At 43.9% G+C, this 24334-nt stretch carries 23 protein-coding genes and 1 tRNA gene; 6 read left to right on the top strand and 18 right to left on the bottom strand.

The genetic code is table 11. The features are described 5' to 3' along the window. The first annotated feature begins 1 nt into the window (after position 1). The 3 genes from AC0C66_RS11740 to AC0C66_RS11730 all read left to right on the top strand — a co-directional run bounded on the left by AC0C66_RS11740 (position 2) and on the right by AC0C66_RS11730 (position 1317). On the top strand, positions 2 to 586 hold the full coding sequence (locus tag AC0C66_RS11740; protein WP_072182627.1) for a TetR/AcrR family transcriptional regulator: 585 nt from the start codon (positions 2 to 4) through the stop codon (positions 584 to 586). Between the two features lie 81 nt (positions 587 to 667). After that, positions 668 to 1003 (top strand): DMT family transporter, encoded by a 336-nt coding sequence (locus AC0C66_RS11735; RefSeq protein ID WP_014115257.1) that lies wholly within the window; start codon positions 668 to 670, stop codon positions 1001 to 1003. Next, entirely contained in the window at positions 1003 to 1317 is a 315-nt protein-coding gene (locus AC0C66_RS11730; protein ID WP_014115258.1) for a DMT family transporter, read from the top strand. Before AC0C66_RS11735 ends, AC0C66_RS11730 begins: the two co-directional genes overlap by 1 nt. 41 nt (positions 1318 to 1358) lie before the next feature. Here AC0C66_RS11730 and AC0C66_RS11725 read toward each other — a convergent pair whose 3' ends face one another. Next, the gene (locus tag AC0C66_RS11725) at positions 1359 to 1871 is read right to left on the bottom strand and encodes a DUF3231 family protein (RefSeq protein WP_014115259.1); all 513 of its coding nucleotides are present in this window, start codon (positions 1869 to 1871) and stop codon (positions 1359 to 1361) included. A 153-nt stretch (positions 1872 to 2024) separates the two neighbouring features. After that, a tRNA-Arg gene (locus AC0C66_RS11720) sits at positions 2025 to 2100 on the bottom strand. A 270-nt stretch (positions 2101 to 2370) separates the two neighbouring features. Between AC0C66_RS11720 and clpP the strand changes: the two genes are divergently transcribed. Next, on the top strand, positions 2371 to 2967 hold the full coding sequence (gene clpP, locus AC0C66_RS11715; protein WP_003219849.1) for an ATP-dependent Clp endopeptidase proteolytic subunit ClpP: 597 nt from the start codon (positions 2371 to 2373) through the stop codon (positions 2965 to 2967). A 70-nt stretch (positions 2968 to 3037) separates the two neighbouring features. On the opposite strand, the gene pgmB is transcribed toward clpP, so the two are convergent. The 10 genes from pgmB to AC0C66_RS11665 all read right to left on the bottom strand — a co-directional run bounded on the left by pgmB (position 3038) and on the right by AC0C66_RS11665 (position 15679). After that, the gene (gene pgmB / locus AC0C66_RS11710; RefSeq protein ID WP_072182628.1) at positions 3038 to 3712 is read right to left on the bottom strand and encodes a beta-phosphoglucomutase; all 675 of its coding nucleotides are present in this window, start codon (positions 3710 to 3712) and stop codon (positions 3038 to 3040) included. Continuing rightward, entirely contained in the window at positions 3709 to 5394 is a 1686-nt protein-coding gene (locus AC0C66_RS11705; RefSeq protein ID WP_072182629.1) for a glycoside hydrolase family 13 protein, read from the bottom strand. The genes pgmB and AC0C66_RS11705 overlap by 4 nt, the downstream gene beginning before the upstream one ends. Further along, entirely contained in the window at positions 5387 to 7660 is a 2274-nt protein-coding gene (locus tag AC0C66_RS11700; RefSeq protein WP_461845751.1) for a glycoside hydrolase family 65 protein, read from the bottom strand. Before AC0C66_RS11700 ends, AC0C66_RS11705 begins: the two co-directional genes overlap by 8 nt. Continuing rightward, positions 7632 to 8513 carry a DUF1189 domain-containing protein gene (locus AC0C66_RS11695; protein WP_461845752.1) on the bottom strand — a complete coding sequence of 294 codons (882 nt, stop codon included), beginning with the start codon at positions 8511 to 8513 and terminating at the stop codon, positions 7632 to 7634. Before AC0C66_RS11695 ends, AC0C66_RS11700 begins: the two co-directional genes overlap by 29 nt. A 4-nt stretch (positions 8514 to 8517) precedes the next feature. Then, complete coding sequence (mdxG, locus tag AC0C66_RS11690; protein ID WP_072182632.1) at positions 8518 to 9354, bottom strand: maltodextrin ABC transporter permease MdxG; 837 nt, start codon at positions 9352 to 9354, stop codon at positions 8518 to 8520. Continuing rightward, a complete protein-coding gene (gene mdxF, locus AC0C66_RS11685) occupies positions 9355 to 10662 on the bottom strand; it encodes a maltodextrin ABC transporter permease MdxF (RefSeq protein ID WP_014115266.1) in 1308 nt (435 codons plus the stop codon). 39 nt (positions 10663 to 10701) lie between these two features. Continuing rightward, entirely contained in the window at positions 10702 to 11955 is a 1254-nt protein-coding gene (mdxE, locus tag AC0C66_RS11680) for a maltodextrin ABC transporter substrate-binding protein MdxE (RefSeq protein ID WP_461845753.1), read from the bottom strand. Between the two features lie 94 nt (positions 11956 to 12049). After that, positions 12050 to 13819: a glycoside hydrolase family 13 protein gene (locus AC0C66_RS11675; protein WP_461845754.1), complete on the bottom strand. Its 1770-nt coding sequence runs from the start codon at positions 13817 to 13819 to the stop codon at positions 12050 to 12052. A 110-nt stretch (positions 13820 to 13929) separates the two neighbouring features. Continuing rightward, entirely contained in the window at positions 13930 to 14880 is a 951-nt protein-coding gene (locus AC0C66_RS11670) for a LacI family DNA-binding transcriptional regulator (RefSeq protein ID WP_014115269.1), read from the bottom strand. Between the two features lie 223 nt (positions 14881 to 15103). Next, on the bottom strand, positions 15104 to 15679 hold the full coding sequence (locus tag AC0C66_RS11665) for an LOG family protein (RefSeq protein ID WP_014115270.1): 576 nt from the start codon (positions 15677 to 15679) through the stop codon (positions 15104 to 15106). 117 nt (positions 15680 to 15796) lie between these two features. Between AC0C66_RS11665 and AC0C66_RS11660 the strand changes: the two genes are divergently transcribed. Then, positions 15797 to 16117, top strand: a complete 321-nt coding sequence (locus AC0C66_RS11660; protein WP_003219846.1) for a MazG nucleotide pyrophosphohydrolase domain-containing protein — start codon at positions 15797 to 15799, stop codon at positions 16115 to 16117. Between the two features lie 26 nt (positions 16118 to 16143). On the opposite strand, the gene AC0C66_RS11655 is transcribed toward AC0C66_RS11660, so the two are convergent. Together AC0C66_RS11655 and AC0C66_RS11650 are read right to left on the bottom strand one after the other, a co-directional pair. Continuing rightward, on the bottom strand, positions 16144 to 17736 hold the full coding sequence (locus AC0C66_RS11655) for a SulP family inorganic anion transporter (protein ID WP_014115272.1): 1593 nt from the start codon (positions 17734 to 17736) through the stop codon (positions 16144 to 16146). Between the two features lie 18 nt (positions 17737 to 17754). Further along, positions 17755 to 18348, bottom strand: coding sequence for a beta-class carbonic anhydrase (locus AC0C66_RS11650; protein ID WP_072182636.1), 594 nt, complete (start codon positions 18346 to 18348; stop codon positions 17755 to 17757). Positions 18349 to 18740: 392 nt separating this feature from the next. Between AC0C66_RS11650 and AC0C66_RS11645 the strand changes: the two genes are divergently transcribed. After that, complete coding sequence (locus tag AC0C66_RS11645) at positions 18741 to 19718, top strand: 2-hydroxyacid dehydrogenase (protein ID WP_080010106.1); 978 nt, start codon at positions 18741 to 18743, stop codon at positions 19716 to 19718. Positions 19719 to 19753: 35 nt separating this feature from the next. On the opposite strand, the gene AC0C66_RS11640 is transcribed toward AC0C66_RS11645, so the two are convergent. The 4 genes from AC0C66_RS11640 to psdR all read right to left on the bottom strand — a co-directional run bounded on the left by AC0C66_RS11640 (position 19754) and on the right by psdR (position 24308). Then, complete coding sequence (locus tag AC0C66_RS11640; RefSeq protein ID WP_472973588.1) at positions 19754 to 21694, bottom strand: ABC transporter permease; 1941 nt, start codon at positions 21692 to 21694, stop codon at positions 19754 to 19756. Continuing rightward, positions 21669 to 22448, bottom strand: a complete 780-nt coding sequence (gene psdA, locus AC0C66_RS11635) for a lantibiotic ABC transporter ATP-binding protein PsdA (RefSeq protein ID WP_072183372.1) — start codon at positions 22446 to 22448, stop codon at positions 21669 to 21671. Before psdA ends, AC0C66_RS11640 begins: the two co-directional genes overlap by 26 nt. An 82-nt stretch (positions 22449 to 22530) precedes the next feature. After that, positions 22531 to 23601 carry a HAMP domain-containing histidine kinase gene (locus AC0C66_RS11630; protein WP_061187864.1) on the bottom strand — a complete coding sequence of 357 codons (1071 nt, stop codon included), beginning with the start codon at positions 23599 to 23601 and terminating at the stop codon, positions 22531 to 22533. Then, positions 23595 to 24308: a two-component system response regulator PsdR gene (gene psdR, locus AC0C66_RS11625; protein WP_072183373.1), complete on the bottom strand. Its 714-nt coding sequence runs from the start codon at positions 24306 to 24308 to the stop codon at positions 23595 to 23597. The genes AC0C66_RS11630 and psdR overlap by 7 nt, the downstream gene beginning before the upstream one ends. Positions 24309 to 24334 lie beyond the last annotated feature (26 nt).

Below are 24334 nucleotides of genomic sequence, written 5' to 3'. Positions count from 1 at the left end.
CATGCCAAAACAAACATCGGGCAAATATGAAAAAATTCTGCAGGCTGCCATTGAAGTTATTTCTGAAAAAGGTCTCGATAAGGCCTCTATTTCTGATATTGTCAAAAAGGCCGGCACTGCCCAAGGAACGTTCTACTTGTATTTCTCATCTAAAAATGCCCTTATTCCGGCAATTGCAGAAAATCTTCTCACCGATACGCTGGACCAAATCAAAGGAAGGCTGCATGGAGACGAGGATTTTTGGACCGTTTTAGATATATTAATTGATGAGACATTTCTCATTACCGAACGCCATAAGGATATTATCGTCCTCTGTTACTCTGGGCTTGCGATCGACCACTCCATGGAAAAATGGGAGACGATCTATCAGCCTTATTATTCTTGGCTTGAAAAAGTCATCAATAAGGCCATTGAAAACCTTGAGGTAATGAAAGGAATCAATGCAAAATGGACAGCAAGAACGATTATCAACTTGGTTGAGAACACTGCAGAACGATTCTATATCGGGTTTGAACAAGATGAAAATGTCGAAGTGTATAAAAAAGAAATCTTTACTTTCTTAAAACGAAGCTTAGGTACTGCTTAAAAAATGACTGGGTAACACCGCTCATTTTTTAATGGTTAAAAAATGACTGACGTTCATTCATAAACTAGAGAGGTGCTTCATATGAATTGGGTGCTTGTTTTTATTGCAGGACTTTTAGAAGTTGTCTGGGCGTCTTCCCTCAAACATGCCGATTCGCTTTTGGATTGGGTCATCATTTTTATCTTAATCGCAATCAGCTTTATCCTGTTGATCCGCTCTTATCAAAAAATTCCGATGGCCGCGGCATACACTGTATTTGTCGGAATCGGAACCGTCGGAACATACATCACCGGTATTGTTTTGGGCGAATCCTTTTCAGCAGCGCAAATGTTCTTTTTAGCTTTATTGCTGGCCGGTATTTTAGGAATGAAGCTCTTTACAAAAGAAAGCAAATCACAGCCGGGAGGTGAAAAATAATGGCATGGTTTTTATTAGTGGTTGCCGGCATAGAAGAAATAATAGCTGCTGTGGCCATGAAATATATCGACGGTACAAGAAAAAAATGGCCGATCATTGTGATGACGATTGGATTTGGCTTATCCTTTTACTGCCTTTCACAAGCGATGCTGATCCTGCCTGCCGGAGTCGCTTATGCCGTCTGGACTGGCATTGGCAGTATTGGCGTTTCGGCGGTCGGGTTCATCTGGTTTAAGGAGCGTTTTCAGCTTTCACAGGTGATTTCTCTTTGCCTAATCCTCACCGGCGTCATCGGCCTGCGTCTTACGGCTTAATCATAAGATAAGGGCATATACAGCTGTATATGCCCTTGCCATTAATCGTCTTGGTGCTTTTGAAGATGAAGCGGCGGCGGGATGAGCCAGCCTTTGTTTTTTAGCAATCTTAAGTATTTTGCGCCGGTTGCCGCTTTCGATACATGGAATTGCCCAAACATCATGGCAATATCCTCACGAATTGACTGTCCCATAATTTTGCTGCATGTCACAAGGCCTGCAGCATTTTGCGCTGCCGCAGAGGCTGCCACATCCGGATCAAGAAACCGCGCACCCGGCGGAATATCTTTAAGATCTGCAGCAGGCGGTTCAGGAGAAGCCGGCGGGAGCGCCACCCCGTTTTCTTTCAGGATCGCACTGATCTGTTTCACTTCATCTTGGCACTTCTCAATGGATTCACGAAGCAGCTTCTTCAAGTCGTCATCACCGACATGATGCAATAACATCTGGTAATTGCCGACCATTTTATTGCCCGCCATCACATAACTCCACAAGCTGAATACCTCACCGTAATGCATCGGTTCATCCTGCGGATTTCCGCTTAAAATACCCATGTTCATCCTCCTCGCAAATTCAATATCACACATCCCATAACGTGCCCGAGAGGAGGAAAATTTATGTTACGTTGAGAAAGATTTTTGAAACAAAACAAAAAAGACAAGAGCGGCGAAATGCCAAACCCTTGTCTTTCCTGTTGTTCTATTGGACGCGCTCGGAGGGATTCGAACCCCCGACAGACGTGGTACCGGAAACCACCGCTCTATCCAACTGAGCTACGAGCGCATATGACTGCGTTATGAGAACGTCAGCACAACTAATTATACGATAATTCCATTGAAATAACAACCCTCTATTTCAAGAGGCCGTTTTTTAGAATCAGACACATCATCTTATTTGGCAATCTAACATACGATGGTTTGAACACCTGTATTTTTGGGGAAAATGGGAAAAAGAGACGACTTTGCATATCTAGCCAGCTTTTTGTTTGACCTTTATTGACCAAAAATGTATCATGTAACTACATACTTACCTAAAAGGTGAAGGAGGAGCATTATGAATTTAATACCTACAGTCATTGAACAAACGAACCGCGGGGAAAGAGCGTATGACATTTATTCTCGTCTATTAAAGGATCGTATCATCATGCTTGGATCTGCGATTGATGACAACGTTGCGAACTCCATCGTGTCACAGCTTTTATTCTTAGAAGCAGAAGACCCTGAAAAAGATATTTCTATTTACATCAACAGCCCGGGCGGCTCTATCACAGCCGGTATGGCGATCTATGATACCATGCAGTTTATTAAGCCAAAGGTATCTACAATTTGTATCGGTATGGCTGCATCAATGGGCGCGTTCCTGCTTGCTGCCGGCGAAAAAGGCAAACGCTATGCGCTTCCAAATAGTGAAGTCATGATTCACCAGCCTCTTGGCGGCGCGCAAGGTCAGGCAACAGAAATTGAAATTGCCGCGAAACGCATTCTCTTGCTTCGCGACAAATTAAACAAAGTTCTTGCTGAGCGTACTGGCCAGCCGCTTGAAGTGATCGAACGCGATACAGACCGCGATAACTTCAAGTCTGCTGAAGAAGCGCTTGAATACGGCCTGATTGATAAAATTCTGACTCGCAATACAGAAGAGCAAAAGTAATACTGTAACCTGCAAGAGCAATGTCTCTTGCAGGTTTTTTTCTTTGAAGGCATTCATCCTCTAACGCTTCTTAAAAATGTTTGATTCTATACTGCTCCCATTCCTCATTCAACAGCTCAAGCGTCAAGTCACGAGTTTGCCTCACAACCAGATCAGCGCCAATCATTGACTGTTCATGACCTACTCCAACCGCAAACATCCCAGCAGATTTGATTGCGGAAATGCCTGCTTCAGCGTCTTCTATTGCTGCACAATCAGCTGGGGAAACGCCGAGCAGCTCTGCAGCTGTTAAAAAGATTTCGGGATCCGGTTTTCCGTTCGCGAGAGCTGTCGGGTCAACAATGGCATGAAAATCATCCATAATCCCCAAACGTGTTATAATCTCGGGGGCATTGCGACTTGAAGACGCTAACCCGATTTTTATATTTTCACCTTTTAATTCACAAAGAAGCCTGCCGATTCCCGGCAAAAGATTTTCCGGCGTCAATTTGCTGATCAACATTTGATAATATTGATTTTTTAGGTGCATAAGTTTTTGTTTCTCTACATTTGTATACTTTGTTTTCGCACTGCCAAAGGTAAGTATGCTTTCAAGTGACTCTTTTCTGCTGATTCCTTTTAGGCTTTCATTCACACTTCTGTCAAAGGGAATATCGATTTGTTCCGCGATGTGCCTCCAAGCGAGAAAATGATATTCAGCAGTATCTGTTATCACTCCATCTAAATCAAAAATGACTGCTTTCATATGCTAATGCCCATCACAGCTTCATAAGGTTCGAGGCAAATGCTCTTTAAGTCAGCCGACTCCTGCGAATAGTTGGAAATCAGCACTTTCCAACGCTCATGAATCAGTTCCGCAGGCGCCTCGAAGAGAGCCTTGTCTTCCGACAAATTCACAACGACGAGAAGCTTTTCCCCTCGATATTCACGGAGGTAAGAAAAGATTTGCGGATCATTCTCCTGCAGCAGCTGATAATCTCCATATACCATGACCTTATATTGCTTTCGTAATTGAATAAGCTTCTGATAGTAATAGAAAATCGAATCTTGATCTTCCAGGGACTCTTTCACATTGATATCTTGATAGCTGGAATTTACTGCTATCCAAGGGGCTCCGGCTGTGAATCCCGCATGTTTTCCGGCATCCCATTGCATTGGTGTTCTCGCATGATCCCGTCCTTTTTTCGTCACGGCTTTTAGAAACTCTTTTTCTGACATCGTTTTGTTTTCGATGACTAGTTCACGATATGCATTTTTTATTTCAAGATCGTCATACATCTCCAGCGGCATATCACTGTTGACCATACCGATTTCTTCTCCCTGGTAAATAAACGGTGTTCCTTTCATCCCGTGGAGAACCGTTGCAAATGCTTTTGCACACTGTTTTCGCAGCTTGCCGTCATTGCCCCAGCGGGAAATAACCCTCGGCTGATCATGGTTTTCAAAATACAAGGTATTCCAGCCGACATTCATTAACCCGGTCTGCCATCTTGTCATCGTCTTTTTTAAAGCAATCACATCAAACGGCTTGATCTGCCATTTCCCATTTGGCGAGTTTTGTTCTGTATCAATATCCATATGTTCAAATGTAAAGATCATATTCAACTCTTGCCTGTTTGCATCTGTGTACTTTTTCGCCTCTTCAATATCAGAGCCGTTTGCCTCTCCGACCGTCATGCAGTCGTAATGAGAAAGCACTTCCCTGTTCATCTCTTGAATAAATTCATGAAGGCGGGGGCCATTCGAATGATAACGTCCGACGATATAGCTGCGGCTGCTATCTGTTTCGTAGTCCGGAAAATCGGTGTACTTGGAAATGGAGCCGATCACATCCATCCGCCAGCCGTCAACGCCTTTATCCATCCAAAATCTCATCAAATCATAAACTTCCCGGCGTACCGCTTCATTTTCCCAATTTAAATCAGGCTGTTTTTTCGAAAAGTAGTGCAAATAATACTGCCCTGTCCCTTCATCGAACGTCCACGCCGGGCCTGAGAAGATCGATCCCCAATTATTCGGCTCTGAGCCGTCCGGTTTCGGATCTTTCCAAAAATAATAATCACGGTAAGGATTGTCCTTTGACTTACGGCTTTTAGCAAACCAGGCATGCTCATCTGACGTGTGGTTCACGACCAAATCCATGATGATTTTCATACCTCGTTGGTGCACTTCATCAATTAACTGAAACATATCTTCATTTGTCCCAAATTTTTCGTACATGTTTCTGTAGTCGCTGATGTCATAGCCGTTGTCATCCTGCGGGGAATCAAACACCGGGGAGAGCCAGATCACATCCGCCCCGAGATTTTTGATATAATCCAGCTTTTGAATCACGCCTTGCAAATCCCCGAATCCATCTCCATTGGAATCATAAAAACTGCGCGGGTAAATTTGATAAACGACAGCTTCTTTCCACCATTTACTCATCAGGCGTTCTCCTTTCACATCGTCCATTTAGGACAAGCGGTTCCTCATAAACTATCATGTGCAGCGGCTCGCCTCTTAAAAGCTCAAAGATGGCGTTCATTTCGTCAACCGTAACATTGATTAATCGGTTTTGATAATTGATTTTGAACGAATATCCGTCCCATTCTTTCGGCAAAAACGGAGCAAATGAAAGCGTCTCATTCCTGACGCGCATGCCCGCAAAGCCCTGAACGATCGCGAGCCAGCTTCCCGTCATTGATGTAATATGCAGGCCTTCTTCCGTGTCATGATTGTAATTGTCGAGATCAAGCCTTGCTGTACGCTTACATAACTCAAGCGCTTTCTTTTCCATCTTGAGTTCAGCGGCGAGAACCGCATGGACAGAGGGCGACAGGCTTGATTCATGAACAGTCATTGGTTCATAAAATTCAAAGTTTCGCCTTTTTTCTTCCATTGTAAAACGGTCATGAAAAAGGTAAATGCCTTGAAGCACATCTGCCTGCTTAATAAAATTGGAGCGGAGAATCTTGTCCCAGGACCAATTCTGATAAAGAGGCCGCTCAGCTGGATCTAATTCGTCCGCTGATTGCAGGTCTTTGTCCAAGAATGTGTCATGCTGAATAAAAATTTGCAGTTCTTCACTATACGGATAATACATGTGCTGGATGATATTTCTCCAGGCCTTCAACTCTTCTTCCTGCACATCAAGCAGGCGGCGTTTTTCCGTTGAGATACTTTCGAGATTTTCTAATGTATACTCCAACGTCCAAGCCGCAATTACATTTGTATACCAATTGTTGTTGACATTGTTTTCGTATTCATTTGGCCCTGTGACGCCGTGAATCATATACTTGTTTTTTCGTTTCGAGAAGTGAACGCGGTCAGCCCAAAACCTGCTGACTTCCACGAGAACTTCTATTCCGTATTCTTTCATATAGTCATGGTCGCCTGTATATTGGACATAATTGCAGATCGCATAGCAAATCGCGCCATTGCGGTGAATTTCTTCAAAGGTGATCTCCCATTCGTTGTGGCATTCATCACCAGTGAACGTCACCATCGGGTAAAGTGCCCCCTTCATCCCCAGTTTGGCGGCATTCCGTTTAGCTGCCTCCAAATGATGATAGCGGTACAAAAGCAGGTTTTTCGTCACCTCCGGCTCGGCTGTCGCCAAATACATCGGCACGGCATATGCCTCAGTATCCCAATATGCTGCACCTCCGTATTTTTCGCCAGTAAATCCTTTCGGTCCGATATTCAAACGGGCATCGCCCCCGTAATATGTCGAAAATAACTGAAAGATATTGTAGCGGATTCCTTGCTGAAGTTCCTCATCCCCTTTAATCTCTATGTCCGCTTTCGCCCATCTTTCCTTCCATTGAGCAGTGTGCCTCCGTTTTGCTTCTTCATAGCCGTTTTCAAGAACACCCGCCAAAAGCTCCTTGGCTTTCGGTAAAAGCTCTGCCTCCCGTAAATCACGAGAAGTCGTGACAATAATAAATTTTTTCAAAGAAGCCTTCGTTTGGTAACTGTAGCGATTCTCGACATACATCCCAGCTGTGTGAGAGCTTTCATTGACAAAACCCTCTGTCACGTTTGCCATTGTCGCTGAAACAGTAAAACGCGGTGTTCCAAATCGATTTTCGATCGTTTTTGTGACTAAATGGCCTCGGTGAGGATCAGCCTCTTTCGCTTTTTCCTGCCAAAACTGTTCTTGGTAGTTAGAATCTTCATTTGTAACATTTCCATCCAGGTAAGGAACAAGCGTAATAACAGCATCTTCTGTCAGACACTCCGCTTCATAATGAATCGCACAAAGTTCTTTTACGGCAAGGCTAAGAAATCGCTCGGATCTGATTCTGACGATTTTATCCTGAATGCGGACAACAGCGCTTCGCCGCAGAATCCCCTCTTTCATATTGAGTTCTAACTCAAATGATTCGATTTGGTTTTGATAGAGATCGACTTTTTCACCGTCTACATATAGGCCTATGCCAATAAAGTTCATCGCATTGATCACTTTTCCGAAATATTCTGGATACCCGTTTTTCCACCAGCCCACTCGCGTTTTGTCAGGGAACCACACCCCTGCAATATATGTGCCTTGGTGGCTGTCGCCTGAATAGCCTTCTTCAAAATTCCCTCTAACTCCCATATAGCCGTTAGCAAGAGACGTCAGGCTTTCCTGCAGCCGTGTGTGCTCCTTCTGAAATGTATGTGTTTTGATTTTCCATTCATCAATCTCGAATAACCGCTGATTTATCATAATTTCCTCCCGAATGTAAGTTTCCATTATAACGGCGGGTTTTGGCCAAATATCTAAATGCAAAAGAGATCATCAAAGTGACGCCACACGAATGGATCATCAATACAGTGATCAAGTCAAAATGAATCATACCGACAGCAGCTGCCACAAATGCCGGCAGTGCTGATGCACAGATCGCCATAGATGCCGCTTCCTTGAATGACGCAATAGAGATCATGTTTGATATTTTTGTGATCCAGATGCCCCCCGCAAGAACAGCCATTAAAAAAAGCTGAATCATAAAAATCACCGCATATGCCAGCATCATGATCATCGGCTTATACTGTGCCAACCACAATGTATCGATTAAAGCCTCTACATCATGAACGTTCGGTTCCTTGAGCTTAGCGTCCATTTTTGCATAGCCAACAGAAAATCCCGTTCCGTTTTGATCGGTGATCACCAGTTGATCAGATTGAAATACGATGGCGTTATCATATCCAGTTACTTTCAATCGCCCATTTTCACCGCTTGTCTGATATTCATGCTTTATATCTAACGCCAGCAAATTCTGTCCATCTTCAATCTGCCCAGAGCTCTTCCCGCCTGTCAGTTTTCCGTTTCTGATTTGAAAACCTTGTAATTGATCAGCAAATTGATCATTAACCTTTTGAATCGCTGACGGCATGAAAGATGTAACACTGAAGCGATCTATTTTTATAAACGAAACCGTAAACGGCGCCATCAAGCAGGCCGTTAAAAACATAAAAAGAAAAGAGAGCTGCAGCCAGCTAAATGTGTTCCCGTAACGGCAAACACCTGACGGAGATGCAGCCGCTTTCAAACAGCGGATAATATAGCTTTCATTTTTCATCGAATTACCCCTTTGTTCCGCCGGCTGTCAGCCCGGACACAAAGTTCTTTTGGAGAAAAAAGAACAAGACGCATATCGGCAGTGCAGCCAATATAGCTCCGGCCGCAAACAGGGCGACTTTTTGCTGCTGCGGATTTGAAATGAAGGACTGCAATCCTACAGCGATGGTCAGCCTTTCTGGTGAGCGAAGCAAAAACTTTGCCAGCAAATAGTCGCCGAACGGTGCCATAAACGCCCAAAGCGCTTGCACCGCGAGCATTGGCTTAACAAGCGGCAGCACAATTGAAGCGAAAATCCTCAGATGTCCCGCTCCATCAATTCGCGCGGCTTCATCAATTTCTCTCGGCACAGTATCAAAATAACCTTTCATCAGCCACGTGTTCATCGGAATTCCGCCGCCGATATAAATCGCTGTCAAAAACCAGTATTGATCGAGTGCGCCTATCAGCATCGCCAGAACGTAAAAAGCAGTCAGCGCTGCCATCGTCGGCACCATTTGAATGATTAAAAAGAATACCAGGCTCTTTTTTCGGCCTGCAAACCGATAACGGCTGTACGTATACCCGGCAAGCGTCACAATCGTAACCTGCAATACCATGACCGATAACGCGATGACAAGTGTATTGCTGTACCAATGAAGATAAAGCGTCTCGTCAAACAGCCGCTTAAAATGATCCAAAGTCCAAGAACCCGAAAAATCGAGTTGAAAAGCTGCCGCATTTCCCACACGGAAAGCGGATGATGCCGTAATCAGCAACGGATAAATAATGACAATACTTAAAAGCGTCAAAAATAAATAGGTACAGATTCTATTAAGCATTCTGGCAGTTCTCGCGTTCACCTACATAACCTCCTCATTGCCAAAAGCATTCGATTTTTTGAAAGCAATCAGAGAAATTCCAATGACAATGAAAGAAATTAACAGTGTAACAGCCGCCGCTACGGAATATTGCGGTGATGTGCCTGTTGTCAGTTTATAAATCCAAGAAATTAAGATATCGGTCGACCCGGCCCCGGCTCCCGCGCTGCCCGGTCCTCCCTCATTAAATAAGTAGATGATCGAGAAATTATTGAAATTAAACGTATACTGGGTAATCATCACGGGTGCTGTCGCAAATAAAATCATCGGGAATGTAATATGCCGAAAGCGCTGAATAAAAGTAGCCCCGTCAATCTTTGCCGCTTCATACAATTCACCTGGAATCGCCTGAAGCACTCCCGTTACCATGACATAAATATAGGGAAAGCCGAGCCAGGTCTGAATCATAATGAGGGCTGTCTTTGTCCAGAAAGGATCAGTCTTCCACGCAATCGCCGGCAGCTCTACAAACGGCAGGTGATTTAATAATGGAATCACCTGCGCATTCACCGCCCCTATGCTGTCGTTAAACATGTTGGAAAAACTCATGATTGTAATAAAAGCCGGAACAGCCCATGGAAATAAGAAAATCATTCGGAAAATCCGCTTGCCTTTTATAAAATCCTGATTGACGAAAAGTGCCGTCACGATACCCAAAATGATTTGCAGCGTTGTTGCACAGATTGTCCAGATGATCGTCCAGCCGAGAACATTCACAAATGTTTCACGATAGGAGCCGAGGAAAAAAATATTCAAGAAATTTTTAAAACCGACCCAGTCAATCAGACTGTTAGGAGGAATATGATAAAAATCATAGTTTGTACATGCAACAAACAGAGTCACTAAAACTGGAAAAATAATTACAAACACCATCATGATATATGCCGGCAGTGTAAATAAATATGGAAACCCTTTATCACCCGCATGACAGATCATATCCTTGGCCGTTGTATTGACCTCCAACCCCGCCGCTTTCATAGCGGCGGTCTTACGCGAATCATGAATATTAAAGATATAGAACATGAGGAAAATCAGCGTCACGATCAATTGCAGCGTGCCTTCAATCAGCATAAACAGTGAATGGTCTTCACCGGGAACACTTCCCAATGTAATCAATCCAGTGAGCGCCTGAATGCCGAAAACGCATAATTCAAAAGCAAACAAACCTGTGATGGCAAGAAACAAGATTCCCTTTGAAAACTGCTGATTCGCAATCTGCCCAAGTCCTGGAATGATTGATAAAAGCCCTGCCTTTCGTTTTTGCTTTGCAAGTGTGTGGTGTGTATTCATTTTTTCGCCCTCTATTCTTCCGGACGCTACCCCGCCGTTTTATTTCACATACTTTTCTTTGATGTTTTCCTTTATGACGTTTACAGCATCATTCGCTGATGTTTGCGCCGCTTTTTTTCCTGACACTGCGTCAAAAATCAAACTTTCCGCTCCCGTCCATACCTCAGCCATTTCCGGAATATTCGGAGTCGGTGTCGCTGTTTCATATTGTTTAATCACAGCTGACGTCAGCTCATTTTTTTGCTCATCCGCTTTCTTCCTTGCAGCTGTATTAGCCGGAACTTCGTTTGTATCCTCATAAAAAGCGTAAGCATTGGCATCATTTGTAGCATATTCAAGCCATTTTTCAGCCAGTTCGGGTTCTTTTGTATATTTTGATGCAACCCAGCCCTTCCCGCCGGCAAAAGGGGCATATTCTTCTCCATTTGGCAATGTCGGAATGGGAGCCGCTCCGTAGTTCAATTTGGCCTCTTTATAGTTGGCAGCTGACCAAGGTCCGCCGATGATCGCAGCCGCTTTTCCATCTAAAAACATCTGCTGAATAAAATCGTCAGCGCTTGAATTGTCTTGCATGCCTTTTGGCCAATAGGTTTTAAACCATTTCTCCGCATATTTCACTGCTTCTACAGCCCCTTTATTGTTCAGGCCGATGTCCCCGGAATCTGTGCCGTTTTTTCCAAATACGTATCCGCCGTAACCGGCCAACAACCCGTACGACATATAAAAGTCAGTCCATTTCGCTAAAAAGCCGGTTGATTTTCCTTTTTCTGAAGCAAACGCAAACCGGGAATCCCCCGTTAATGTTTCCAGATCTTTAAATGTTTTTGGTGCTGTTTGTAAGAGATCTTTGTTGTAATACAAAACTAGTGTTTCAATGACTAGCGGCATTCCATACACCTTGCCGTCAACCGTCACCTGCTGCATCTCTTTATCTCCGAAACTTTTTGTATTAGATGGCTTAATATCAAGCAACTGTCCTTGCTGGCCCAAACCGCCGATCCGGTCGTAGGCGGCAAGCATCACATCAGGTGCATTACCCGCCGGGCCATCAAGAGGAAGCGCTTCCAACTGCTCGAACATTTGCTTTTCAACGACTTTTATTGTGACATCATTCTCTTTTTCGAATGTTGCTTTCATGCTTTCAATGTATTCTTTATAGGTCTCTTCGACAGACACAGTCAGGACCTTTTTGCCATCAGAACTTGCCGGATCTTTTGAATTAGAACAGGCGGCAAGGCCAAATGTCAGAACTGATGCCGCCAATAAGGCGAACCCCTTTTTAAAAAGTATCATCTTGTTTCCCCCTTCTATTTATGAATCTAAAACAATTGTATTGTTCTATAGAAAGCGGTTACAACAACTTTTGATTTGTTACCGATAACAGAATTTAAACAGGGACGGCAGCACCCAAAATAAAAAATTCTCCCGGCTGAACGGCAATTACATCGTGATGATGAAGCGGCTGCTCTGTCCATACATCGTAGATTTTTTTATTCCTTTCAATATTCAAATCTCGCAAACTGACATGTCGGGTCGCGTCCCCCTGATTAAAGAAATAAATCAGTGTTTTTTCATCAAGATTCCGTGAAAAGCTAATAAAATTGTTTTGGTCATCCAGCAGATTCCACTCAAGACTTCCCTCAGTCAATAAAGTGTTTTCCTGTTTGCGTAAAGCAATCAATCGTTTCATAAATCGCAGCATGTCTCGGTTTTGCTTCTCTTTTTCCCAAACCATACATTTCCGGCATAATGGATCATTTTCGCCGTCCAGCCCGATTTCCGTTCCGTAATAGATGCATGGTGAACCTGTCTGGGCAAACATAAAGGCCAGCAAAGCCCGTGCTTTTTTCTCGTCATGTCGGCATCTGGTCAAAAGGCGTTTTGTATCATGGCTATCCAGTAAATTAAACATCACCTCATTGACCTGCTTCATCCCATTCATTAAATGCGCATTTACACGGTGGGCCATACGCGAGGCTGGAATCGTCCCGTCAGCAAAATATTCAATCATAGGCTCTGTAAAAGGATAGTTCATCACCGCATGAAATTCATCTCCTCTAAGCCAAGGTTCGGCAGAATGCCAGATCTCCCCTAAAATATAAACGTCAGGCTTTTCTGCTGAGACGGCTTGCCTGAATGTCTTCCAAAAAACGTGATCCACTTCATTTGCCACATCCAAACGCCAGCCGTCAATGTCAAATTCACGAATCCAGTACAAAGCAATATCAAGCAAATATATCTGTACTTCAGGATTAGCCGTATTTAGCTTCGGCATATCAGGTGTAAACGCAAACCTATCATAATTGTCTTCTTTGACAGGAAAAGAGTGAATATGAAACCAGTTTTTATAACGGGATTGAGCTCCGTTTTTCACGACATCCTGCCATTGCGGAGAAGCGCTGCCTATATGATTAAAAACAGCATCAAGCATAATTCTCATCCCCCGCTGATGAAGCTGGCTGACCAATGTACGAAAAAGCTTCGGATCTCCAAAATGCGGGTCAATGGAATAGTAATCCAGCGTGTCGTATTTATGATTAGAAGGCGCGGAAAAAATTGGAGTCAAATAAACTCCGTTTACGCCTAAATCCTCTAAATAATCAAGCTTGTCAATCATCCCTTGCAAATCGCCTCCAAAAAAATCATTGACATCCGGATCTTTGCTCCCCCAAGGTAATGCATTCTCCGGTGACAAGTCTTCTCTTCCATTCGCAAAACGCTCTGGAAAAATTTGATACCAAACCGTTGATTTGGCCCACTCAGGCGCTTGGAATGTATCAGCCTCGTGAACAAATGGAAGTTTAAAATAATAATGTGTCGTCTCCAGCGTTTTTTCGTTATGAGGGCATACACCTGAACTTCCGAAAAAGATGTCTTCTTGATGGTCTGATATAACAAACGCATATTGCAAACGCCTATATGGCGGCACCACTTCAGCAAACCAATAATCATGCAAGTCTGTTGCGGCCATTTTCCTCATCGGCTGCTCGTTTGCCGACCACCTGCCGACGTTGTATTCATAAGGATCACCCCAAATGAATCGAATGTGATCTGCATCACCTTTTTTTGTCCGAATCTTGATATGCACTGTCCGCCCGTCATAAGAATAAGCATCAGAACTGAACGGCTGATGATGAATCGCTGCATATTCCATCATGTCTCCTCCTTTGAATTCCGTTTTATTTAGGCCAGCTCTTAGTGAAAGTATCATGATGAAATAGCAGGAACAATCCTTTTTACCTTGTTACCGATAACAGAATAAAGCTCTTACAAAGTTGATTCACGTACAATTAACTCCGGCTCAAAAAATAGATTTCCTTGAGCAGCACCGTCTTCATTCATTTTTTTCAATAGCATTCTCGCACAGGCTTCCCCCATTTCTACAACAGGCTGTCTGACCGTAGTCAACCGGGGCGAGGAAATGCGATCAAGAAAAACACCGTCATTCCCGGTCACCGCAACGTCTTCCGGAATTCGTTTTCCAAGCGATTGCGCTGCACGAATGACGCCGAGTGCGATTCGATCGGACGCGCAGACAAATGCGGCCTGGTTATCCAGGGATTTCAGCACTTCTCTTGCAAGGCATTCACTTTTCTTAGAACTATTGTCGATCCGATACAGATTCGTTTTTCTAAAGCTTTCATTCATCGCCCGAATATAGCCCTGTTCTCTTGAACGTTCAAAAGGCTCATCTAAATCGATGCCAAAAAAGACAACTTCCCGCTCCCCCAGTCCCATAACATGGCGGGTTGCCATAAAAGTGCCTTTCTCGTTATTTACATCGATAAAGTCATAGCCCATTTCATTTTGCCCAAATACGACCAGCGGTTTTTCAAAAGCTTTGATCACCCCTTCAAAATCGGTCTTTCTCAACCCGGTGGCAATAATGCCGTCGCATTGGCCAATATTGAGAGAGTTTCTTGTCACAAGCTGCAGAGCATAATGATTGCGATCCAGCTCCCGGCTGATTCCGGTCAGCAGGTTCATGTAATATGGTTCAGTCGTATCCATTTCCTCAAGAATCAACAGTTTGACAACCTGTGTTCTGTTTTGCACAAGCGCTCTCGCCGCATAATTAGGGATGTAATTCAGCTCTTTCATCGCAGAATGAACAAGCTTTTTCAATTCATCTGTCACCGTCTCAGGATGATTGATCACTCGTGATACCGTCATTTTCGAAACATTTGCTTTTTTTGCCACATCTGACAATGTTGCCATTTTCATCCCCCTCCTTACCTGTGCTTATTATCCAAACTAGTGAAAAAGTCCTTTATTACTGCTAAATACGATGCACGCAAAAGAGAAGTAAAAAAGAGATTTCCCTTAAGGAAATCTCACTTTGTTAAAAAAACTCGATTTTTAATGAATTCTCTGCCCGGCAATAGACCAAATACGCTAGGTGACGGACTCATTCTCTCCACTTCCACGTGAAAGTCTCTTTTTAAATTTCTGTCCACTTTTTCTCTAAAATCGGATAAGAGTAGTTCTGCATTTGCTCAATTAACTCATCCGGCCGCGACGAACTGTGGATCAGTTTTAGATGAGAATCGTTAGAAAATCCTTCTTGAATGCTGTATTTGACCATTTTCATCATTGGTTCAAAATATCCGTTGACATTGTACAGTCCGATTGGCTTTTGGTGGATGCCGATCTGCGCCCAACAAAGCACTTCAAATAATTCTTCATATGTACCGAAGCCGCCCGGCATGGCGATAAAGCCGTCCGCCAGCTCGCTCATTTTGGCTTTTCGTTCATGCATCCCGTTTACTTCAATCAGCTCAGTCAGGTTCTGATGGACAACCTCCCCGCTGAACAAGCCGCTCGGCATGACCCCGATTGCAGTTCCGCCGTTTTCCATAATCGCATCAGCAATGGCGCCCATCAAGCCTACGCGGGAGCCCCCATAGACAAGGCCGATTCCCTGCTCAGCCATATACGCTCCAAGCTCTGCCGCTTTTCGTTTATACGCTTCATTCCCCCCCGGGTTTGAGCCCGCAAATACACAAATGGTTTTCATCTTTGTCATCTCCGTATCTATATATCGTATCAAACATTCAAAAATACACTATATATTGTCCCATCTTCATGTGATAATATCAATATGAAATACATAAAGAATGCAGGAGTGATGATGGTGCAGCTGGCTGATGCAGAAAAATGGATGAAAGAGTTTTACGAAAAAAGAGGCTGGACAGAATACGGACCGTTTATTCGAGTCGGCTTTTTAATGGAGGAAGCCGGAGAACTGGCCCGGGCTGTCAGGGCATATGAGATCGGCAGAGACCGGCCGGATGAGAAGGAATCGACACGAGCTGAGCAAAAACAAGAATTGATTGAAGAAATGGGAGATGTCATCGGAAATATCGCCATTCTTGCTGATATGTACGGTGTCTCCTTAGAAGACGTGATGAAGGCACACCAAGAAAAACTGACAAAACGATTTGAGCATGCATAAAAAAGCGGCCGCAATGGCCGCTTTTTTTAACCTGTGATTTCATCATGGTGATCAAAGAAATGCTGCTTCCCTATTTTGTGAAATAGGCCTGTTTTATGCAGCAGCTCCTTCGGCTGCGATTGCAGTCCTACAATCATCAGCTTTCCATTGTGGCGTTTAATTCTGTTCATCACGTTCCCAAGCACTGCTTCAGCCGACGTATCCATGTAGTGCACCTTATTCATGAGCAGGATAAGGGTCTTCGGCTTTTTCTGTACATGCTCCAGCAGTGAAGATTCAAGGGAATCAATTGATCCGAAAAACAGCGGCCCTTCTATGGCATACATGCTGACAGATGGATCTTCTCTCTTCGCCAGAACAGGATGCGATTCCTGATTGTGGATGCGGGTCGCTTCGCTCATTCTTCTGATAAAGAACACAAATGCAAGCAGCAAGCCGGTTGCCACACCGACGATTAAGTCAAACAGAACCGTTAGCGCAAAGGTCGCTGCCAAAATAAAGGAATCAGCGTTTTTCAGTCTCAGCATGTTTGCGACTTCCTTGCGCTCACTCATATTCCATGCGACAACCATGAGAATCGGCGCCATACTGGCAAGCGGCACATGAGATGCATAAGGCGCGAATACGAGCAAGACAAGAAGAACGACTACACCGTGAACGACGCCGGAAACAGGAGAAACCGCTCCGTTTTTAATATTGGTTGCCGTTCTGGCGATCGCTCCTGTTGCCGGGATTCCGCCGAACAGCGGCGCAGCCATATTCGCAATCCCCTGGCCGACAAGCTCCTTGTTGCTGTCATGCTTTGAGCCCTTCATGTTATCAGCGACCATTGCGGACAAAATGGACTCAAGGCCGCCAAGAAGCGCGATGACAAGCGCTGCCGGAAACAGCATAACCATTTTATCCAATGTAAGCTCAGGAAACTGAAATTCCGGCAAATGGCGAGGAATTTCTCCATAAGTTGACCCGATCGTTGCCATGCGGTCAGGGAAAAACACAACCGCGACCAGTGTGGAAATCAGAAGCGCCAATAAAGCGCCCGGTACTTTAGGCATCACTTTGGCAGATACAAGCAAAATGACAAGCCCGATCACTGCTGTCAGAATGGCATACACGTTAAAGGTGCCGAGCTTCTGTGCGATTTCAAACATGTTGTGATGAAAGTTCTCATGTTTTTCAACATTTCTTAAACCGAGAAAATTAGCGATTTGCTCAGTAAAGATCAGCACGGCAATTCCGGCTGTAAAACCGACGATAACAGGTTTTGGCACGAATTTCATTATTTTTCCGAGCTTAAACAGCCCGAACAGCACCAGCATCACCCCTGCCATAAACCCTGCAATCAGCAGGTTCTCCAAGCCGTACTGTATCACAATGCCAAATAGAATCGGGACAAAGGCGCCTGTCGGACCGCCAATTTGATATTTGGATCCCCCAAACAAAGAAATACAAATCCCTGCCACAACAACAGTGTACAGCCCGTATTCAGGCTCGACTCCCGAGGCAATGGCAAACGCCATCCCTAAAGGAATTGCCACGACACCTACTACGATACCTGCAATCAGGTCTTTCTGAAATTTCTGCAAATTGTATCCCTTGAATCTCCCTGAGAATCGCATATTTTGTTATAACCTCCCTTATGAATTTGTGTTTATGAGCTCAGTTTCATAACCGTTAATGACGACATCAAGTTTTCCTGTTTCAGGGTGAATGACAAGCCCGTGCACCGGCACCTTTTTCGGCAGCAGCGGATGATTCTTGATCATATTCACACTGTGGGAAACGCTTTCTTCTACGCTGTGAAAGCCGGTCAGCCATGATTTCAAATCGAGTCCAGCGCTCGACAGCAAATTCAGGCAGCTTTCTTCCACTCCGCGTTCCTTTGCTTTCTCGAGAATCGATGTTGCATTTAATCCTGACATCCCGCACTCATGGTGACCGACAATGCACACCTCTTCAGCCTGCAATTCATAAATCGCAACCAGTATGCTTCGCATCACGCTTCCAAATGGGTGAGAAACGATGGCTCCCGCGTTTTTTACAATTTTAGCATCACCGTTTTTAAGCCCCATTGCTTGCGGAAGAAGTTCTGTGAGCCGTGTATCCATACAGGTGACAATGACGAGCTTTTTTGAAGGAAATTTTGTCGTTTTGTACGGTTCATACTTCTTCTCTCTGACAAACCGCTGATTGTGTTCCAAAATTGATGTTAAAGAAACCATTTGATTCATCTCCCATCCATATGATTTTGCAAGCCTTCTTACCCAGCTTACAGTAAGGAATTATAGCATAGGAACACGCCGTGAAAAGGCTTTCAAAAAAAGACACTATAATTGGACTGTAGAATAAAAGCATAAAAATTTATATCTTTCAAAGATAATAAAATTTATATTTATTGAATCCTATAATCCGGCTACAGCTCGCATATTGAGATTTGTCTGACAAAAAATATAGGTGAATTCAGATAATTAAAAAACTTTTTTAAGCAGATTTAGCTGTTCAATCAATTTCAATATCCATTTTAAGTTCAAAAGAACCAGAAATTTAAAAAGACACAGCTATATTTTTAACATCTATTTATTTCCGATATAATTAAATAGACAACAGCCATAAAGGGGGAGCCTTGATGAAACCATTTGTATTGATCACAAAACCGATTCCTGAAGAGATTGAAGCATTCATCGGTGAACATTGCCGTTATGAAATATGGCAGGAGGATACGCTTCCGAATGACGTGCTATTTGAGAAATTAAAAGAGGCAGAAGGGCTTTTAACTTCAGGAACGTCCGGACCGTCAATCAATCGTGAATTGCTGGAGCATGCGCCTAAGCTCAAAGTGGTCAGCAATCAATCCGTAGGCTATGATAACTTCGATATAGAAGCCATGAAAGAAAGAGGTGTCCTTGGCACTCATACACCTTATACACTGGATGACACGGTCGCGGATCTGGCCTTTTCTCTGATTCTATCTTCCGCCAGACGTGTTGCCGAACTGGACCGTTTCGTCAGAGCCGGAAAATGGGGAACAGTTGAAGAGGAAGCGCTTTTCGGCATTGACGTTCATCATCAGACGTTAGGCATAATCGGCATGGGCAGAATCGGCGAACAAGCAGCGAGACGCGCCAAATTCGGCTTCGATATGGAAGTGCTTTATCATAACCGCCATCGGAAACAAGAAACGGAAGACAGCATCGGCGTCAAGTACGCTGAGCTTGATACATTGCTCGAACAATCTGATTTTATTCTTCTCATTACGCCGCTGACTGATGAAACGTATCACATGATAGGGGAACGCGAATTTAAGAAGATGAAGGATTCAGCAATTTTCGTCAATATTTCCCGGGGAAAGACGGTTGATGAAAAGGCCCTCATCCATGCCCTTCAAGAAGGATGGATTCGTGGCGCCGGCTTAGACGTGTATGAAGAAGAACCTGTCGCAAAAGACAATCCGCTCTTGCAGCTAGATAATGTTACTTTACTGCCGCATATCGGCTCAGCAACAGCGAAAGTGCGCTTTAATATGTGTAAACAGGCTGCCGAAAACATGATCGCAGCCATTCAAGGGCAAACACCGAAAAATCTCACAAGAGAATTCCAATAAACAAAAATCCGGTCTGATCCAGACCGGATTTTATATTACATATGCTGAAGAACAGCACGCTTATAAATATGGCGGGTGACGATATAATAAACAGCCTGGAACACAAAATAAATGAAGATGACAATCACAGCCTCAAGAAATAAGTTGGAATTCAGCATGTTGCTTAACGCTGCATACGCAAAACCGGCGTGAATTGTGCCCGCGATAAATGGGATGAAGAACAAAAATCCAATTTGCTTTCCGAGGATGGAGTGAATTTCTTTGTCCGTAATCCCCATTCTCTTTAATGCTAAAACTTGGACTCTCGTATCTTCTATTTCCGTAAACATCCGCAAGTACAGCATGCTTCCTTGCACGATAAAAAACAGCACGCTGACAAACAGACCGATAAACAGCATTAATGCGACTCCCTGCTTCACAATTTGAAAATTAGGAGCACGCGTTTGAAAATCAGATGTATGTTCCTTCGGCACCATATTTCCAAGCTTTTCAGAGATATCTACCGTCTCCTGCCAATGCTCAAGCTCATAACCTACCACTCTCATCTGTTCCTTCAGCGGCACTTCCTGAGTAAGGCTGTCAAAGCTGTTTTCGCTGACGACTAATAAACGGCTGACTCCTTCAACTGACATCAATATCCCTTTGTTTTGCTGCTTTTTCATGACGTAGGAAAGTGTTTTCCCTGACTTCATATGAAATGCTGCTTTTTCCCCTTCACCAAATGTATCTTTTACCATCATTTGAAACGGAACATTAATAAACGCTTCATTTTCTTGTAAATGAATAACAGGGAAACCTTTTTCCTTTGCGACTTGATTATAAATTTTCTCTGAAATCAGCAAAGCCTCCGCTTCCGCTTTCCTGTTTCCATACGGCAAGTCTGATTGAAAAGTGACAGGAATCCCTGTGGTATCCACCTTATACTTGATATTAGCATCAGCTTTTTTCAATGTATTCTCAGCCGTCTCAGGCTTCATAACCTGAAAGCTGGAAGCGTCTTTTTCTACCCAGGCGACAGATTGAGGAATGCTTTGCTCCTCCTGTCTTTCTAAATCAGCATAAAACATATAGATAACACCTGTAGCGGTTAAAATGACCGCTGTAATGATAGAAGTTAAAAACAGCATGCGTGCATGATCCTTCAACCTGAATATCATGTTGGAACGGACAATGATATTCGTTCCTTTATAAAAGCTGTGTTTCTTTCTGTACAGCATGCGGAAAAACGCCACACTGCTTTGTGTAAAAAAGAAATACGTCCCGATTAACACTAAAATCAAAATCGGAAAGACACGAAATACCATATCAATTGCATTCGCTGTGGCAGACAGATAATAACCGCCAGCCAGACACAGCAAAGACAGCACAGTGAGCCATTTCGAATAGGCCGGCAAGCTTTTCGGCTTTTGAGCCGATTTAATCAGCTCAATGATTTCCAGCTTGCGAATCCGTGCCAGTGATAAAATGAGCAGTGTCTGAAACAGGATGAGAAAGCCCACAGCTGTCATCACAAACGCTTTCGGCACAATGACAAACGAGATCGGCACCTTCACGCTGAGCATCCAAGTCATGATCATAAAAAACAGTTTTGAAAATAACAGCCCTGCTCCAATGCCGGCAGCAATCGCCGCTAGAGAAATGAGTGACTGCTCATAATAAATCATCTTGCGGAGCTGCTGCTTTGATGTTCCGAACAGCGTAAGCAGCCCAAACTCTTTCTTTCTCGCCTGCAAAAATGCTGAATTTGAATATGAAATAAAAAATATACAAAATACAATGATGACGACAAGGGCTGCGCTCAAGCACGTTTTGACAAGGCTTCCGCCATATACATTGTCTTCATTGACATCTGGATGAAAAATAAAAGATGTGAAGACAAAAAACACCGAAACGGCAAATACACAGCTAAGAAAGTAGGCGACATATCGTTGCAGATTCCCAAGAATGTTTTTACGGGCGATGGTTCTCAAATTCATGAAAATCGCCTCCCAACACACTCAAGGTATCCAGTATACTTTGATAAAACACCTGCTGGTTTGACCCTCTGTGAATCTCTGAAAAGAAACGTCCGTCTTTAATAAACACAATCCGTTTACAGAAGCTTGCCGCTGTGGCATCATGCGTTACCAATAAAATTGTCGCTTCCTTTTCTTCATTCAGCTGAGCCAGCGTGTTCATCACTTGCTTAGCCGATTTTGAATCAAGGTTTCCCGTCGGTTCATCGGCAAGAATGAGCGCCGGATTATGAATAATCGCTCTGGCACAGGCCGCGCGCTGCTGCTGCCCGCCCGATACCTCATATGTCCGGTGGTCAAGAATATGCTTGATTTGCAGCGTATCCGCCAGTTCTCCCAAGCGGGCTTCCATTTCTCTCAGCTTTACCTTGTCCAATGCGAGCGGCAAGAGAATATTTTCCTGAATCGTCAGCGTATCAAGCAGATTAAAATCCTGAAAGACGAAGCCGAGTTCTCTTCTGCGAAACAGAGCCAGGTCTTGATCCTTTAACGTTTTCGGCTGAATGCCGTTAATCATCATCTCGCCCTGGGTCGGTTTATCAATGGTGGCCAGCAAATTCAGGAGCGTGGTTTTTCCGCTTCCCGACGGCCCCATAATCCCGACAAATTCTCCTTTCGTCACATTGAGATCAAAGTCGCTGAGCGCTTGGTATGATATCGTTCCTTTATTTGAATAGTACGTTTTTGACAGGTTCGTTGTTTGTAACACGTTCATGTTCTGCTCCTCCTTTTTCTTTATTATAAAAAGGAAGTCAGCAGCCTCCCATCGAACTTTCTTTCAATTCCGCTCCCCAACCTTACAATGCTGTCACATTCACTAAGGTGTCACTTGAAAACACGATGGTCATCACAGTGCCAGCCCCTTCTTTTGATTCCGCATACAGCTGATGGCCAAGCCGGGTGCACACCTGTTTTGCTAAATAAAGGCCCATTCCCGTTGCCTCTGACATGCTTCGTCCGTTTTCCCCGGTAAAAAACGCATCAAAAATCCGCGGCAGATCCTGCGGCGGTATGCCGATGCCTTCATCAGCAATCGATAAGCGCGTTTCATGTCCCTCTGTTTCAATCCGGATTGTAATATGGTCTCCCTCACCTTGCTTTGAGTATTTTAAGGCATTGAAAAGGATTTGCTCGACAACAAAGGAAAGCCATTTTTGATCACTTGAAATCTGAACGGTGTTTGGCGGCACATGTAATTTTGGGAAAAGGCGCCGTTTGATAAACTGCCGTTTTTCCTGATTAATAAGTGAACGGACAAGCTCGGTTACATCAAAGGTTTGCGGCCTTACATCAAACGCAAATTCCTCCAGCCGGGCCGTTTGCAGCATCATATCAAGACCATGGCGAAACCTCTCATTTTCATCCTCCAGCTCCTCTAAAAACGTCGGAAAAGAAGAAGAGGTTCCATTTTTTCCTTCTTGAATCATTAAGGAAATGACAGATACTGGTGTTTTCATATGGTGGACCCATTGATTGGTGAAGGTATAATGCTGTTTTTGCTGATTGTTATATTGTAAGAGCCTGCCTTCGTATTGCTGCCCGAGTGCGTTGATCATTTTCGTCCAAAGCGCCTGCTCTCGTGTTCTTGGCTTTCGGGCTTTCAAAGACTGGCCGATGTCATTCGAAGAAGGCGCTTGTTCTGCAAGCTTTTTGACATAAGCCAGAAAGGAAAATTGCCGTACGTAATCAGCAGCAAAACCGGCAGCTAAAAGAACACCAGGCAAGACCCACATGTATATCATATTTTCTGCAGGAGGTTCTGCGCCGCTCTCTATGATGCTTAAATACGCAATCAGCGTGGCAGCTCCTATCCCTAATAATGCAAATAGAATAATAGCGAAGCGGTCGATGAGATAAGTCTTTAACACTCCGGTTCATCCTTCCGATTGACTTGAAATTGATAGCCTTGTCCTCTTATCGTTGAAATGCAATCTTTCAGTCCGGCATTCTCCAGTTTTTTCCGCAGCCGATTGACATTGACCGTTAGCGTATTATCATCGACAAAATCAACGTCATCCCATAACGCCTCCAATAATTCATCACGGGAGACGATTTTTTTATGCTCCCTCACGAAAATCGATAGAAGCTGAAATTCTTTTTGTGAAAACAAGATGCGGGTGCTGTTCCACTCGGCCTCATTCTGATCAGGATAAATCGTCAGCCCGCCAAGCTCAACTATTCTTGATTCCTGTGACAAAGAAGGCGAGTATTCACCATATGTGCGGCGCAGGACGCTTTTGATTTTGGCCATCACTACCTCTAAATGGAACGGCTTGGTGATATAATCATCGCCGCCATTTTCAATCGCCATTACCTGATTCAGCTCATCGGTCCGCGCTGATATAAAGATAATCGGCGCATTAGAAATGGTACGGATTTGCCTGCACCAATAAAACCCGTCAAAAAAAGGCAGATTGATATCAAGCAGCACCAGATCCGGCTTCATTTCCGCAAACTCCAATTTTATATCATTCAGCTGTTCAGCAATTTTCGCTTCATATCCGTATTTTTGAAGATGACCGCCCAACAAAGCAGCAATCCGCTCATCATCTTCCACAAGCAAAATTCGATACACGTTGATCCCCCTTATATGTACATCAC

This window comes from Bacillus sp. VA13 (assembly GCF_055710085.1).
This window is presented reverse-complemented; position numbering and strand designations above follow the sequence as displayed.